Source organism: Microvirga sp. jy35, assembly GCF_056148915.1.
The window spans coordinates 50368-64361 of record NZ_JBWBEW010000008.1 but is presented as its reverse complement, the minus strand read 5'-3'; the positions used below and the strand labels follow the sequence as shown (position 1 = coordinate 64361).

11 protein-coding genes are annotated in these 13994 nt (G+C 65.8%); 6 read left to right on the top strand and 5 right to left on the bottom strand.

Annotated elements, in window-relative coordinates; translation table 11 throughout:
• A complete protein-coding gene (locus tag AC0QTX_RS08765) occupies positions 1-1089 on the bottom strand; it encodes a TRAP transporter substrate-binding protein (RefSeq protein WP_474603560.1) in 1089 nt (362 codons plus the stop codon).
• A 73-nt stretch (positions 1090-1162) separates the two neighbouring features.
• On the opposite strand from AC0QTX_RS08765, the gene AC0QTX_RS08760 reads away from it, so the two are divergent.
• A complete protein-coding gene (locus AC0QTX_RS08760) occupies positions 1163-2182 on the top strand; it encodes a fumarylacetoacetate hydrolase family protein (protein WP_474603450.1) in 1020 nt (339 codons plus the stop codon).
• Positions 2183-2272: 90 nt separating this feature from the next.
• Here the strand turns inward: AC0QTX_RS08760 and AC0QTX_RS08755 are convergent, their stop codons facing one another.
• The gene (locus AC0QTX_RS08755) at positions 2273-2797 is read right to left on the bottom strand and encodes a DUF4142 domain-containing protein (protein ID WP_474603449.1); all 525 of its coding nucleotides are present in this window, start codon (positions 2795-2797) and stop codon (positions 2273-2275) included.
• A 187-nt stretch (positions 2798-2984) separates the two neighbouring features.
• On the opposite strand from AC0QTX_RS08755, the gene AC0QTX_RS08750 reads away from it, so the two are divergent.
• Together AC0QTX_RS08750 and AC0QTX_RS08745 are read left to right on the top strand one after the other, a co-directional pair.
• Positions 2985-3740: a tellurite resistance TerB family protein gene (locus AC0QTX_RS08750; protein ID WP_474603448.1), complete on the top strand. Its 756-nt coding sequence runs from the start codon at positions 2985-2987 to the stop codon at positions 3738-3740.
• Positions 3741-3808: 68 nt separating this feature from the next.
• Positions 3809-4024: a dodecin gene (locus AC0QTX_RS08745; RefSeq protein ID WP_474603447.1), complete on the top strand. Its 216-nt coding sequence runs from the start codon at positions 3809-3811 to the stop codon at positions 4022-4024.
• 25 nt (positions 4025-4049) lie between these two features.
• Here AC0QTX_RS08745 and AC0QTX_RS08740 read toward each other — a convergent pair whose 3' ends face one another.
• Together AC0QTX_RS08740 and AC0QTX_RS08735 are read right to left on the bottom strand one after the other, a co-directional pair.
• A complete protein-coding gene (locus AC0QTX_RS08740) occupies positions 4050-5015 on the bottom strand; it encodes a DUF6454 family protein (protein WP_474603446.1) in 966 nt (321 codons plus the stop codon).
• A 107-nt stretch (positions 5016-5122) separates the two neighbouring features.
• A complete protein-coding gene (locus AC0QTX_RS08735; RefSeq protein WP_474603445.1) occupies positions 5123-6931 on the bottom strand; it encodes an ABC-F family ATP-binding cassette domain-containing protein in 1809 nt (602 codons plus the stop codon).
• Positions 6932-7157: 226 nt separating this feature from the next.
• Here AC0QTX_RS08735 and AC0QTX_RS08730 point away from each other — a divergent pair, with 226 nt between their 5' ends.
• Positions 7158-9221: a sensor histidine kinase gene (locus AC0QTX_RS08730; RefSeq protein WP_474603444.1), complete on the top strand. Its 2064-nt coding sequence runs from the start codon at positions 7158-7160 to the stop codon at positions 9219-9221.
• On the opposite strand, the gene AC0QTX_RS08725 is transcribed toward AC0QTX_RS08730, so the two are convergent.
• The gene (locus AC0QTX_RS08725) at positions 9205-10632 is read right to left on the bottom strand and encodes a coniferyl aldehyde dehydrogenase (protein ID WP_474603443.1); all 1428 of its coding nucleotides are present in this window, start codon (positions 10630-10632) and stop codon (positions 9205-9207) included. The genes AC0QTX_RS08730 and AC0QTX_RS08725 overlap by 17 nt on opposite strands.
• 135 nt (positions 10633-10767) lie before the next feature.
• On the opposite strand from AC0QTX_RS08725, the gene AC0QTX_RS08720 reads away from it, so the two are divergent.
• Both AC0QTX_RS08720 and AC0QTX_RS08715 read left to right on the top strand, forming a co-directional pair.
• A complete protein-coding gene (locus AC0QTX_RS08720) occupies positions 10768-12381 on the top strand; it encodes an ABC transporter ATP-binding protein (RefSeq protein WP_474603442.1) in 1614 nt (537 codons plus the stop codon).
• Positions 12382-12394: 13 nt separating this feature from the next.
• A complete protein-coding gene (locus AC0QTX_RS08715) occupies positions 12395-13867 on the top strand; it encodes an aldehyde dehydrogenase family protein (protein WP_474603441.1) in 1473 nt (490 codons plus the stop codon).
• Positions 13868-13994: the final 127 nt, after the last annotated feature.

Genomic DNA, 13994 nt, shown 5'->3' with positions numbered 1-13994 from the left:
TTACACCCGACCGCGGGTGCGGATCATGAAGGTGTCGAAGGCGTATTCGTTGAGCTGCCACCAGGGCAGGACGTCGGTGCGGTAGGCCACCATCGAATCGTAGACCTTCTTGAAGTTCGCATCCTTGGCGGACAGCTCCCCATAGAGCTCGTTGGCCGCCTTGAGCGAGGCTTCCATGATGGCCGGGGAGAAGGTGCGCAGCTCAGCGCCGGCGCCGACCATGCGGCGCAGCGCCTGGCCGTTCACCGCATCGTATTTGGCCAGCATCCAGTTGTTCGCCGCCTCGCAGGCGTTGGACATGATGGCCTGATAGTGCTTGGGCAGTTCATTGAACTTCTGCTGGTTGACCACGAGATGCAGCATGGCGCCGCCCTCCCACCAGCCCGGGGCATAGTAGTACTTCGCCACTTTCAGGAAGCCGAGCTTCTCGTCGTCATAGGGGCCGACGAACTCGGCTGCGTCGAGGGTGCCGCGCTCCAGGGCCGGGTAGACTTCGCCGGGCGCGATCTGCTGCGGCACCACGCCGAGTTTGGCCAGCACCATGCCGCCGAGGCCGCCGATGCGGAACTTCAGGCCGTTCAAATCCTCGACGGTGTTGATCTCCTTGCGGAAGAAACCGCCCATCTGCGTGCCGGAATTGCCGCAGACCAGGGAGGTGCAGTTATACTTCGCCAGGATTTCGTTGATGATCTCCTTGCCGCCGGCGAAGTGCCACCAGGAATGGAGCTGGCGCGCATTGAGGCTGAAGGGCAGGCCCGTGCCCATGCCCAGCGCCGGCTCCTTGCCGACCCAGTAATATGTCGGGGTATGGGCGCATTCCACGGAACCGTTCTGCACCGCGTCCATGGCCTGAAGCCCGCCGACGATCTCGCCCGGCGCGAAAACCTGGATCTGGAACTTGTTGTCGGTCGCGTCCGCCATGTACTTGGCGAATGTCTGGGCCGTGCCGAAGATGGTGTCGAGGGACTTCGGGAAACTCGAGGTCAGGCGCCAGCGAACCTCCGGCATGCTTTGGGCGATCGCAGGAGCCGCCACCGTGCCGGCTGCCGCAGCGAGCCCGGCGCCTTTCAGAAAGTTTCTTCTCTTCATCGTCGTCATTGGCGTTTCCCCGGAAAGCATTTCGTTGCAAGTTGAGTGGACCATAACAACCCGGTCGGTGGCAATGAAGCTCTCCTCCCTGAATCAAGGCCGTGATGGCCGCCTCGTCGTCGTCTCGAAGGACCTGACTCGCGCGACGGATGCATTTTTCATTGTTCCGACGCTCCAGCAAGCCCTGGACGATTGGGAAAAAGTCGAGCCTCGCCTGCGTGACCTCGCCGAGCAGCTGGAGCACGGCTCGGTTCCGGCCTTCCGCTTTCACGAGCACGACTGCGCTTCGCCCCTGCCCCGCGCCTACCAATGGGCCGACGGCTCGGCCTACGTGAACCACGTGGAGCTGGTGCGCAAAGCCCGCGGCGCGGAGATGCCCGCCTCCTTCTGGACCGACCCGCTCATGTACCAGGGCGGCTCCGATTCCTTCCTGGGGCCGAGGGACCCGATCCCGGCCGCCGACGAAGCCCATGGCATCGACTTCGAGGCGGAGGTCGCGGTGATCACCGGCGACGTGCGCGCGGGCGCCACCCGCGAGGAGGCTGCAGCGGCCATCAGGCTGGTGGTTCTCGTCAACGACGTGAGCTTGCGCAACCTGATCCCGGGCGAGCTCGCCAAGGGCTTCGGCTTCTTCCAGGCCAAGCCCTCCTCCACCCTGTCGCCGGTGGCGGTCACGCCCAACGAGCTGGGCGACGCCTGGAACGGCGGCAAGCTGCACCTGCCCCTGCTCTCCACCCTCAACGGCAAGCCCTTCGGCCGGCCCAATGCCGGCATCGACATGACCTTCGACTTCCCGACCCTGATCGCCCACGCAGCCAAGACCCGGCCGCTCGGTGCCGGTACCATCATCGGTTCGGGCACCGTCTCCAACAAGGACGAGGGCGGCGGACCGGGCAAGCCCATCGAGGAAGGCGGTCAGGGCTATTCCTGCCTGGCGGAGCTGCGCACGGTGGAGACGATCCTGCATGGCGAGGCCAGGACGCCGTTCATGCGCTTCGGCGACACGATCCGCATCGAGATGAAGGACAGGGCGGGCCACTCGATCTTCGGAGCCATCGAGCAGGAAGTCCAGGCTTACCGCAAAGAGGTGTGATGCTGGGCCTGGATCACGTTCAGCTCGCTTCGAACGACAAAGGCCGCCGGATGTCCCGGCGGCCTTTGTCGTCTTGCAGGCAATGCAGTTTTACATGGTGCGGGCCCCGCCGATGCTCTGCGCATGCTCCAGATGCATCTGAAGGTTCGGCAGGGTCTGGCGGGCAAAGGCCGCGAGCGGCGGAACGTCGCCGTTCGAGGCATAGGACGAGAACAGGGCCACGGATTCCTGATGGGCCATGACCTGAACGCCCATATAGGCCGAGTCGAAATCGGAAGCCGTCTGGAGCGAGGCCACCATCTGCTGATGACGCGGGATCATCGCGGGAGGCGGCACCGGCAGGCCTGAGCTGCGCACAACCGCTGCCATCCGGCGGGTCGCGAGGTTGTGGTCGCGGATCATCTGCCGGGCGAAGCGGCGGACCTCGGGATTCCGCGCGCGCTGCAGGGCCATACGGCTCGACTCGATCTCGAGAAGGTTGGACGAAACCGCCGTCGGAACGAACACCGCCGCGCTGGTGACGGCCATCGGGGGCGGAGCCGACGCCATGGGCGTCATGCAGCCGGCAACGCCGAGTGCCATGGCACCGGCGACAAGAGCTATCTTGAGGTTCATCGCGGGAGTTCCCTTCCTGCGCCCGGTCCAAAAGGCCGAGCTGACGGCTCTCCAACTAAGGAACACGGCTCCAAGTTCCGGCCGCGCAGCCTGAATTCCTAACCAATCGGTGAACGCTGCCGTGCGGAACTCTTGGAATTGCCCTGTCTTTTCCTGATGCACATCCTCAGCACAGGGAGAATTGACCATGAATCTCGGCAGCATCATCGATGGCCTGATGCGCAGTCAGGGCTCGCTTGGCGGCCGACGGCCGCACCAGCAGGGCGGGCTTGGCGGCATGCTCGGCGGGTCCGGCGGCTTCGGCTCCCAGATCCCGGGCGGGATGGGCGGCCTTGCGGCGGGAAGCCTTCTGTCCCTGATCCTGGGCTCCCGCGGCGGACGCTCCGCCGGCGGCTCGCTGATGAAGGCCGGCGGCCTCGCGGTGCTCGCGAGCGTGGCCTTCAAGGCCTATCAGGACTGGCAGGCCAACCAGGCGCCGGGCGCCAGTCGGGCTGGAACCGTGCCCGCGCAGCCGCCGGCCGGCAGCGGCTTCCATCTCGAGGAGGAGAAGGACAAGAACGGCCATGAGATGGGCCTCGCCCTCGTGCAGGCCATGATCTCGGCGGCGAAATCCGACGGGCACCTGGACGGCGAGGAAAGTGCCCGGATCCAGGAGCAGATCCAGCAGCTCGGCCTCGGCAACGCGGAGAAGGGCTTCCTGCTCGACCTCATGGCCAAGCCCGCCGATGCCGCCGCCATCGCCCGCCTCCCCAAGACGAAGGAGCAGGCCGCCGAGCTCTATGTGGCCTCGCGGGTGGCCATCGGCGATGCGGATACGCCGGAAGAGAAGGCTTATCTCGACCGCCTGGTTGCGCTGATGGATCTTCCGACAGATCTGGTCACCCATCTCGACGCGCAGATCGGCGCCGTCCGCCAGACGGTTGCCACCGCACCGGGAGCCTGATCCAACCGACGGGGCTCCGTGACGATCCCATGGAGCCTCGTCTCTCCCCACGACACATGGAGCGCCTCATGAGCGACCACGTCTACAAGATCGTCGAACTCGTCGGCTCGTCGGAGACCAGCATCGAGGACGCTATCCAGAACGCGATCCGGCGGGCCAACGAGACCTTGAGAAACCTGCGCTGGTTCGAGGTCATCCAGACCCGCGGGCACATCGAGAACGGCGAGGTGCATCACTACCAGGTCATGCTGAAGGCCGGGTTCACCTTGGAAGCGGGCAGCTAGCGGCTGCCCGCTTTCGTGCGCGGATCTACTTTAACTCGGCCTCGTAGATGTACAGCGTGGACTTGTCGTCCTCAGGCATGAAGTAGCCGCGGATTCCCGCATCGCTCGCCTCCATCCAGACCGGATTGTGGGTCATGTCCATTCCTGACGCGGACCAGAGCAGCACCGGCGTTTGGAAGATCGGGCGGCCGTCGGTGAGATTGACGAGATCCAGCCCGCCGAGGCGAAACGGCGACGCGTCGGGCGTGACCCGCATCTCGGTCACGCCGGAGCACAGCATGCGGCTTTTGCCGACATATTTGCAGTCCTGATAATCGAGATAATGGGACGTGTTCAGGGTTCTCAGCTTCTCGGGAGCCTCGCTCGGATTGGCAGGCTTTCCGTCGGAGTCGAGAGACCAGCGGTAGAAGCGGCGCGAACCCCAGCTCACCCCGTGCAGGGCCTTATCATCGGTGTTGTGCACCACGCCGCCGATGTGGTCGGCAAAGCGGAACATCTCCTCCGCCTTCATGGTCTCCGGATCGACCCGGTAGACGATGGAGCGGCTGTTGGGCCGGTACTCCGCCACGGGAACCCAGATGTACTTCCCGTCGTAGTCGATCCCGCCCGGATGATAGATCGTGCCTTCGCCGAGGGTGATGTCGGCAATGAGGTTGCCCTTCATGTCGAGCTTGAACAAATGCCCGATGCCGGCACCGGTATCCCGGTCATATCCGTCGACCGGCTGCGGGAACCGCTTGGTCGGCTGCTGGATCTCGACCGAGGACACGAACAGCGTGTCGCCGATCTTCACCATGCCCTGCGGGTGATGGGTCAGGAAGTTGATCGGAACCGCAGAGACAGGCTTCCACTGCGTGCCGCGAGAGAGCTTCGTCACGCGGTCGGCGAGAACGCTCCGGTCGGGCTCCGCGGCCATGACAGCCCAGGGCGCAGCCCCGAGGCAGAGCATCGTCAGAATCGTGGTCAGGCTCCGTTTCGATAGGCAGTCCATCGCATTCCTCCTTCGGTGACGATCCCGCTTCTAGCGAGCGGGTGATGTCAGTTTAGTGTCGTGCGTGGATTCTCCGCAATCGATTGGGGAGATGAGCCTTCGACCTTCTACCCCTCCAGCTCCTCCCGCAGCATCTCCAGCTCAAGCCAGCGCTCCTCAGCGGCGTGCAGCTCCGACTGCAGTTGGGTAAGTGCGTCCATGGCCTTCTGGAACCGGGCCGGGTCGCGGGAATAGAGATCCGCGTCGGCGAGGATCTCCTGCACCTTGGCGATCTTGGCCTCCAGCTCTGCCATGCGCTTGGGGAGCGTCTTGAGGTCGTGCTGCTCGTTGAAGGAGAGCTTGCGCCTGTTCTGCGCCGGAGCCGAGGGAGCAGCCTTGTCTGCGCTCTTCGGCTTGGCTTCCTTTTCGACGACGCGCGCCTGAACGCCGCGCCCGCGCTGGGCCACCATGTCCGTGTAGCCGCCCGCGTATTCGAGCCAGCGCCCCTCGCCTTCCGACAACAGGACGGAGCTCACCGTGCGGTCGATGAAGTCGCGGTCGTGGCTCACCAGGATCACAGTGCCGGAATAGTCCTGGATCATCTCCTCCAGGAGGTCGAGGGTTTCCAAGTCGAGATCGTTGGTGGGCTCGTCGAGCACCAGCAGGTTCGATGGCTGCGCCAGGGCGCGGGCCAGCATGAGGCGATTGCGCTCGCCGCCGGAGAGCACGCCCACGGGAGTGCGGGCCTGTTCGGGCGCGAACAGGAAGTCCTTCATGTAGCCGATGACGTGCTTGGTCTGGCCGCCGATGGTGACGGTGTCGCCGCGCCCGCCCGTGAGGGTCTCGGCCACCGTGGCGTCGGGGTCGAGGCTCGCCCGGCGCTGGTCGAGGGTGACCATCTGAAGGTTGGCACCGAGGCGCACCCTCCCCTCGTCGGCCGCCAGAACGCCGGTGAGCATGTTGATGAGGGTGGTCTTGCCGGCGCCGTTCGGGCCGATGATGCCGAGCCGGTCCCCGCGCAGAACGCGTAAGGAGAGGTTGGTGACGATGGGCCGGTCGTAGGCCTTCGAGATGCCTTCGGCCTCGACCACGAGGGTGCCGGACTGCTCGGCCTCGGCCAGGCTCATGGTCACCGTGCCGACCGCGCCCTGGCGCTGCCGGTACTGCTGGCGCATGGCGTGGAGATTCCCGAGGCGGCGCACGTTGCGCTTGCGCCGGGCAGTGACGCCGTAGCGCAGCCAGTCGGCCTCGGCCACGAGCTTGCGCCCGAGCTTGTGGTGCTCGGCCTCCTCCTGCTCCAGCACCTGATCGCGCCATTCCTCGAAATGGGCGAAGCCCCGCTCCATGCGCCGGGTGCGGCCGCGGTCGAGCCAGACGGTCGCCTGGGAGAGGCTCTCCAGGAAGCGGCGGTCGTGGCTGATCAGCACGAGGGCCGAACGCAGGCTCTTCAGCTCGCCTTCAAGCCATTCGATGACGGGCAGGTCCAGGTGGTTCGTCGGCTCGTCGAGGAGCAGGATGTCCGGCTCCGGCGCCAGCACATGAGCCAGGGCCGCACGGCGGGCCTCTCCCCCGGACAGATCGGTGGTCCTCTCCTCGCCGGTCAACCCCAGCTGCTCCAGCAGATAACGCGCCCGGTAGAGCTCGTCGCCCGGCCCGAGACCCGCCTCCACATAGGCGAGCGTGGTGGGATAGGCCGACAGGTCCGGCTCCTGAGCGAGATAGCGGACGGTCGCGCCCGGCTGGACGAAACGCTTGCCGCGATCGGCCTCGATCTGCCCTGCGGCGATTTTCAGCAGGGTGGACTTGCCCGAGCCGTTGCGGCCGACGAGGCAGGCCCGCTCGCCCGCGGCGACGGACAGTTCCGCGCCCTCGATCAAGGGCGTGCCGCCGAAGGTGAGAGCAATATCCTGGAGAGTCAAAAGAGGAGGAAGCGCCATTCCTGCTCCCCTGACACCTCTTGGTCGCAGATGCAAGACGCACCCGGAGTGTTAGAGCATCGGATGGATCCCAAAAGTGGACCTACAGTTTTGGGATCCATCCGATGCTCTATCTCTAAGACAGCGCATCGCCGGAAAACCGGATCCACTTTTCCGCCGATGCGCTAGAAGGGTGGACGGTCTTCGATCTTTGTGCTCCCCTGCTGAGGATAAGCTGAGCGTTTGAATGACACTGACGAGGCGTCTGCTCCTTCTGGCGTTGATCTCGGTTCTGCCGGCGATCGTCATCTGGACTTATACCGAGGTGTCCCTTCGCCGCGCCCGGGAAGCGGAGGTGAACGACCTCGCGATCCGGCAGGCTCAGCTGGTCGGCGCGGAAATCGAGAGGATCTTCGACGGCGTCCAGGGCCTGCTCCTCGCCATCGACGAGACCCGATCCATCCGCAGCTTCGACACGGCCGTCTGCAGCCCCTATCTGAAGGCCATTCAGGAGAAGGTGCCCTACATCCTGTCCTTCGTGGCCATGGACATCAGCGGGCACATCCGCTGCCGGCCGACAGGCACCATCGATACCAAGCACTACTACGCGGACAGGCCCTATTTCCACAACGCCCTGGGCCAAAAGGGTTTTGTCGTCGGCGAGTATACTCGGGCCTTCGAGGAAGGCGGGCTGGAGCCGCATCCGGTGCTGCCCCTCGCCCTGCCGATCTGGAACGACAGGGGCGACGTGGTCGGGGTGCTGGCTGCGGCCCTCGACCTGAGATGGCTCAGCCAGAAGCTGAAGGAGCGCACCGTGCCGGAGAACGGCTCGCTCACCGTCGCCGACCGGAACGGCATCGTTCTCGTGCAGGAGCCCCAGCCCGAACGGTTCCTCGGCAGGCTGCTGCCGCAGGAATTCTTGGTCCAGGCCAGGGCCGGAGAAGCCAGGACCGCTCAAAGCTCGCTTCCCGATGGGATGAGGCGCGTCCTCGCACACGTACCGCTGCAGCTGCCCCCCAGGGACATCTACGTCAATGTCGGATTGTCGTCGAAAGCCGCTTTCGCCGGCATCAATCAGGCCGCCGGACGCGGGTTCATGCTGATCACGGCGGCGCTCATTCTGGCATTGTCCCTGTCGGCCCTGCTCAGCCGCGCCTTCATCACCAAGCCTTTCGAGACCGTGACGGGCGGCATTCAGGCCTGGCGGCGAGGAGATTACGGAGCGCGGATTCATCTGCCGCGAAAATCCGGCGAGTTCAGCATCCTGGCCAAGGCCTTCAACGACCTCATGGATGATGTGGCCGAGCGCCAGCAGGCCCTTCAGGTGAGCGAGGAACGGGCGCGTCTGGCCCTCGAAGCAGGCCACATGGGGACTTGGTGGTTCGATCCCGAGAAGAATGCCGGCGGCTGGTCGCCGCAAGCGGCCTCCATGATCGGACTTCCCGAAGCCATGTCGGCCATGAACCCGAAGGACTGGCTCGACATCCTTCATCCTGAGGATGTGGATCGCGTGATCGAGAAATGGCGAACCGCAGTCAGGACTCGGGGCGACTACGAGGACGAGTACCGCATCCGGAGATCCAACGGTGATATCCGCTGGATCAACTCCAAGGGCCGCGTCTTTCTCGACACCCGGAAGAACCCCGTTTACTTCGTGGGCATCCTGCACGACATCACGGAGCAGAAGCACGCGGAGGAGCAACAGCGCTTTTTCCTCGACGAGCTGAACCATCGGGTGAAGAACACCCTGGCCACCGTGCAGTCCATCGCGTCCCAGACCCTGAGGACGACGGAATCGCCGGCGCAGTTCAGGGAAGCCTTCGAGGGCCGCCTGCTGGCCCTGTCGAAGACGCACAATCTGCTGACCCGGAAATCATGGCGCGAGGCGGAACTGCGCGATGTGGCGGAACAGGAGCTGGCCCCCTACCGCAAGGCCGGCGACGAGCGTGTCGTGCTGGAAGGCCCGGACGTGAAGCTGCCGGCCCGCTACGCCATCAATCTCGGCCTCGTCCTGCACGAACTGGTGACGAACGCCGCCAAATACGGCGCGCTCTCGACCAGTGCCGGCCACCTCGAAGTGGCGTGGTCGGTCATCGAGAACGAGGATCGTCTGAAGCAGCTTCGCATTCACTGGACCGAAACCGGCGGGCCGCCGGTCGCGCCGCCCAAGCGCCAGGGCTTCGGCTCGCGCCTCATCCGCCGCAGCATCGAGGGCGAGCTCGGGGGCAACATGGTGCTGAACTTCGCCGAGAGCGGGGTCGCCTACGACATTTCCGTGCCGCTGGCCCAGCCGGCTAGCGCAGCAGCATAGACAGCAGGCGGTTCATGCGGCCGCCATAGGGCGCCTTCGTCATGCCGGCCCCGTTGAAGCGCGCCTGCCGGAACACCGACCGGGCATGGCTGAAGGTGCGGAAGCCCGCCTCGCCGTGATACGCTCCCATGCCGCTCGGTCCGACGCCCCCGAAGGGCAGTTCCTCCTGTACGCAATGCAGCAGCGTGTCGTTGATCGCGACGCCGCCGGAACGCGTGCCCGCCAGAACGCGCTCCGTGAGCGTCCTGTCATGGCTGAACAGATAGAGCGCCAGAGGGTGCGGGCGCGAATTGATGAAGCGGCAGGCTTTGTCGACATCATCATACGCGACGATCGGCAGGATGGGGCCGAAGATCTCTTCCTGCATGACCTGCGCGTGTTCCGGCACATCCGTCAGCACCACGGGCGCGAGCTTGCGATGCGCCTCATCCAGCGCCTCTCCGCCCGGATTGATCTCGTGCACATGTGCGCCGCGCTCCCGCGCATCGGCGACGAGGTGGCGGAGGCGCGCATGATGCCGCTCGCTGATGATCGCGGTGTAATCGGGATTGCCGGCAAGAGTCGGATACAACCTGGAGACCGCATCCCGATAGGCAGCCACGAAGGCTTCTTCCTTGTCGCGCGCAACGAGCACGTAGTCGGGCGCGATGCAGGTCTGGCCCGCATTGAACAGCTTGCCGACGGCGATGCGTTCCGCTGCTTTCCCGACAGGATAATCCGGCGCGATCAGCGAGGGCGATTTTCCGCCCAGCTCGAGCGTTACCGGCACGAGATTGCCGGCTGCCGCCTGCATGACCTCGCGCCCGACCTGGGTCGAGCCGGTGAAGAGCAGGTGATCGAACGGAAGAAGCGTGAAAGCCCGCGCCACGTCTGGCCCGCCCTGCACCACGACCACTTCCGCCGGGTCGAAGACCTCCGCGATCACATCCTCCATGAGCGCGGATGTGCGCGGCGTCATCTCGGAGGGTTTGATCATCACCCGGTTGCCTGCCGCCAGCGCTCCAGCAAGCGGCGAGAGGGCGAGCTGGACCGGGTAGTTCCACGGGCTCACGATGCCCACGACGCCGAGCGGCTGGTGGAGGATGCGCCCGGTGCCGGGCTGGAACATCCACTGGATCGGGCGGCGCCGCGGCTTCATCCATCGGCGGAAGTTCTTGCGCGCATGACGAAGGCTCGCGATCACCGGATAGAGATCGGCGAGCTTCGTCTCGTGCGGCGAGCGATGCCCGAAATCGGCCGCAATGGCCTTCGCGAAGTCGTCCGCGTGGCGCACGAGCGCCTCGGCAAGCGCGCCGAGCGCCTCGTCGCGCCGCTCCGACGGCAGCCCCCCCTGCTCCGTCCAGGCGCGCTTCTGGGCGTTGAAGCAGGCCTGCAGCCGGTCTCGGGCCGGATTGGGAACGGCGTCGTGCACGTGTCGGGGGCTCCTCTGGGTTCAGGCATGATATGGCGGAGCGAACATCATTCTCAACACGGCATCGCCCGGAATGGATTGACGGGGCGTGAGAGATCGCAAGGATAACCCTTTGACACATCCCGCAGGAGAACGATGGTGAGCAGCCCCTCCCCCGTGCTGTCGATCGAGAACCTCTCCATCGGCCTGCCGGCCCTGGCCGACCGGCAGCATGCGATCAGGAACGTGTCCCTGTCGATCAATCCGGGCGAGACCCTGTGCGTGGTAGGCGAATCCGGCTCCGGCAAGTCCATGACCGCGATGGCCACCATCGGCCTGCTGCCGCGGGGCGTCGAGGTCCTGTCGGGCACGATCAGGCTTGCCGGGCGCGATCTCCTTACCCTCGACGAGGCCGGCTGGTGCGATGTCCGCGGCCGCGAGGTCGGCACCGTGTTTCAGGAGCCGATGACCTCGCTGAACCCGGTGATGCGGGTGGCAGACCAGATCTCCGAGACCTTCCGAGCCCATGGGCTGCACAGCCCCGGAGAGCGGGACAGGCGCGTGCTCGACCTCCTGACCGAAGTGCATCTGCCCCATCCGGAGCTGATCGCGAAAGCCTATCCGCACGAACTCTCCGGCGGTCAGCGCCAGCGGGTGATGATCGCCATGGCGCTCGCGCTCGAGCCGAAGCTCCTCATCGCCGACGAGCCGACCACCGCCCTCGATGTAACCACGCAGGCCCAGGTCTTGAGGCTCATCGACAACCTGCGCCGCAAGATGGGCACGGCGGTGCTGTTCATCACCCACGATTTCGGCGTGGTGGCCGAGATCGCCGATCGGGTCGCCGTGCTGCAGCACGGCGAACTCGTCGAAGAAGGAACCGTCGAACAGGTCCTCACCCGCCCGCAGCACGCCTACACCAAGCGCCTCCTCGCGGCCGTTCCCTCGCTGACGCCACCCACTCCCAAGGCGCTGACAGGCGAGCCCATCGCCCTGAAGGTGGATGGGCTCACCAAGACCTATGGCGGGCGCGGCTTCTTCCGCAAAGGTCGCGAGGTCCAGGCGGCCGATGCGGTAAGCTTCGACATCCGCCGCGGCGAGACGCTCGGGCTCGTGGGCGAATCCGGTTCCGGCAAGTCCACGGTCGGGCGCTGCGTGCTGCGGCTGATCGAGCCCGACGGCGGCGCCATCACCATCGGGGATCTCCCGTTCGCCACCCTGTCCCAGCGCGAGCTTCGATCCCACCGCCGGAAGATCCAGATGGTGTTTCAGGATCCCTTCGCCTCCCTCAACCCACGGCGCACCGTAGGCCGCATCATCGCCGAGGGTCCGGTCACGCAAGGAGCGGATCCGGCCAAGGCTCTCGACGATGCGCGCATCCTGCTTGAGAAGGTCGGACTTCCGGCGCAGGTCATCGAGCGCTACCCGCACGAGTTCTCCGGCGGCCAGCGCCAGCGCATCGGCATCGCCCGCGCGCTCGCCATGAGGCCGGACGTACTGGTGGCGGACGAGGCCGTCTCGGCCCTGGACGTGTCGGTTCAGGCCGAGATCCTGAAGCTTTTGAAAGGCCTCCAGGAGGAGTTCGGCCTTGCCATTCTGTTCATTACCCACGACCTGAGGGTTGCCGCCCAGATCTGCGACCGCGTGGCTGTCATGCAAAAAGGTCGGATTGTGGAAATGGCCGAAACCGCGCAACTCTTCGCGCACCCGCGGGATGCCTATACCCGCCAGCTCCTGGCCGCCGTGCCGGGCATGCACACGATGATTTAGGGAGACGACACCCGTGAACGATCAGGTCAGCGCCAAGGTCGCGCCCAACATGGTGTTCCAGAATTTCATCGGCGGGCGCGACCGTCCTGCTTCCGACGGCATGACATTGGATGTGTTCTCGCCCGTCGACGGCACGCTCTTCGCCCGCATCGCCTCTGGCACACCTCAGGACATTGACGAGGCCGTGAAGGCTGCCCGGAACGCGCTCGACGGCGCCTGGGGCAAGCTGACGGCCACCGAGCGCGGACGCCTGCTGATGAAGCTGGCCGCCGCCGTCGAGGCCCATGCGGACGAGCTTGCGCTTCTGGAAAGCCGCGACAACGGCAAGCCCCTGCGCCAGTCCCGCGCCGACGCCATTGCGCTCGCCCGCTATTTCGAATTCTACGGCAGCGCCGCCGACAAGCTCCATGGCGATGTGATCCCGTATCTCAACACCCATTTCATCGGCGTCGAGCGGGTGCCGCACGGGGTGACCGGGCACATCGTGCCCTGGAACTACCCGATGCAGATCTTCGGCCGCTCGGTGGGCGCAGCTTTGGCTGCCGGCAATGCCACGGTCGTCAAGCCCGCGGAGGATGCCTCGCTGACGATCCTGCGCGTGTCGGCGTTGGCCCGCGAGGTCGGCTTGCCCGACGGTGCGCTCAACGTGGTGACGGGCCTCGGCCGCTCGGCGGGCGCGGCGCTCGCAGGCCATCCCGGCATCGACTTCCTGTCCTTCACCGGCAGCCCGGAGACCGGCACGGCCGTCCAGATCGCCGCGGCGCAGAACCACGTGGGCGTGACCCTCGAGCTCGGCGGCAAGTCCGCCCAGGTGGTGTTCGACGATGCGGATCTCGAGCGGGCCCTGCCGACCCTCGTCAACGCGATCATCCAGAACGGCGGCCAGACCTGCTCGGCCGGCAGCCGCCTGCTGATCCAGCGCGGCATCTTCCAGGATGTGGTCGATGCGGTTTCCGAGCGCTTCCGGACCCTGCGCGCCGGGCATCCCGAGCACGAGCCCGATCTCGGCCCCATGATCAACCAGGCGCAGCAGCGGCGCGTCCTCGTCTATCTGGAGCGCGGCCGCAACGAGGGCCTCACCGTCGTCGGAGAGGGCGTGGTGGCGCTCGATGCGCCTCCCGGCGGCTACTACGTGGCGCCCACCTTCCTCGCCCCCGTCCCTCATGAGAGCATCCTGACTCAGGAAGAGGTCTTCGGACCGGTGCTGGTGGCGACGCCCTTCGAGGACGAGGCGGAGGCGATCAGGCTTGCGAACGGCACGCAATACGGCCTTGCGGCGGGCATCTGGAGCCGGGACGGGATGCGCTCCACCCGGGTCGGGCGCGCCATGCGCGCGGGCCAGGTCTTCGTGAACTGCTACGGGGCCGGCGGCGGCATCGAGCTGCCCTTCGGCGGCTTCGGCCGTTCGGGCCATGGGCGCGAGAAGGGCTTTGAAGGCCTGATCGAGTTCACCACGACCCGAACGCTCGTCATCGCGCACGGTTAGAACGATTTCTGAGACCACAATCCCTCTCATCCTGAGGAGGTTGCGGAGCGACCGTCTCGAAGGAGGCTCCAGAGAGTGCTGGAATCTCCTTCGAGACGCAGCTGTGCCGCTCCTCAGGATGAAGACG

Excerpts from the sequence above, each read along its gene's own strand:
- AC0QTX_RS08765 (WP_474603560.1), bottom strand. The coding sequence starts at position 1,089 with ATGAAGAGAAGAAACTTTCTGAAAGGCGCCGGGCTCGCTGCGGCAGCC.
- AC0QTX_RS08760 (WP_474603450.1), top strand. The coding sequence starts at position 1,163 with ATGAAGCTCTCCTCCCTGAATCAAGGCCGTGATGGCCGCCTCGTCGTC.
- AC0QTX_RS08755 (WP_474603449.1), bottom strand. The coding sequence starts at position 2,797 with ATGAACCTCAAGATAGCTCTTGTCGCCGGTGCCATGGCACTCGGCGTT.
- AC0QTX_RS08750 (WP_474603448.1), top strand. The coding sequence starts at position 2,985 with ATGAATCTCGGCAGCATCATCGATGGCCTGATGCGCAGTCAGGGCTCG.
- AC0QTX_RS08745 (WP_474603447.1), top strand. The coding sequence starts at position 3,809 with ATGAGCGACCACGTCTACAAGATCGTCGAACTCGTCGGCTCGTCGGAG.
- AC0QTX_RS08740 (WP_474603446.1), bottom strand. The coding sequence starts at position 5,015 with ATGGACTGCCTATCGAAACGGAGCCTGACCACGATTCTGACGATGCTC.
- AC0QTX_RS08735 (WP_474603445.1), bottom strand. The coding sequence starts at position 6,931 with ATGGCGCTTCCTCCTCTTTTGACTCTCCAGGATATTGCTCTCACCTTC.
- AC0QTX_RS08730 (WP_474603444.1), top strand. The coding sequence starts at position 7,158 with ATGACACTGACGAGGCGTCTGCTCCTTCTGGCGTTGATCTCGGTTCTG.
- AC0QTX_RS08720 (WP_474603442.1), top strand. The coding sequence starts at position 10,768 with ATGGTGAGCAGCCCCTCCCCCGTGCTGTCGATCGAGAACCTCTCCATC.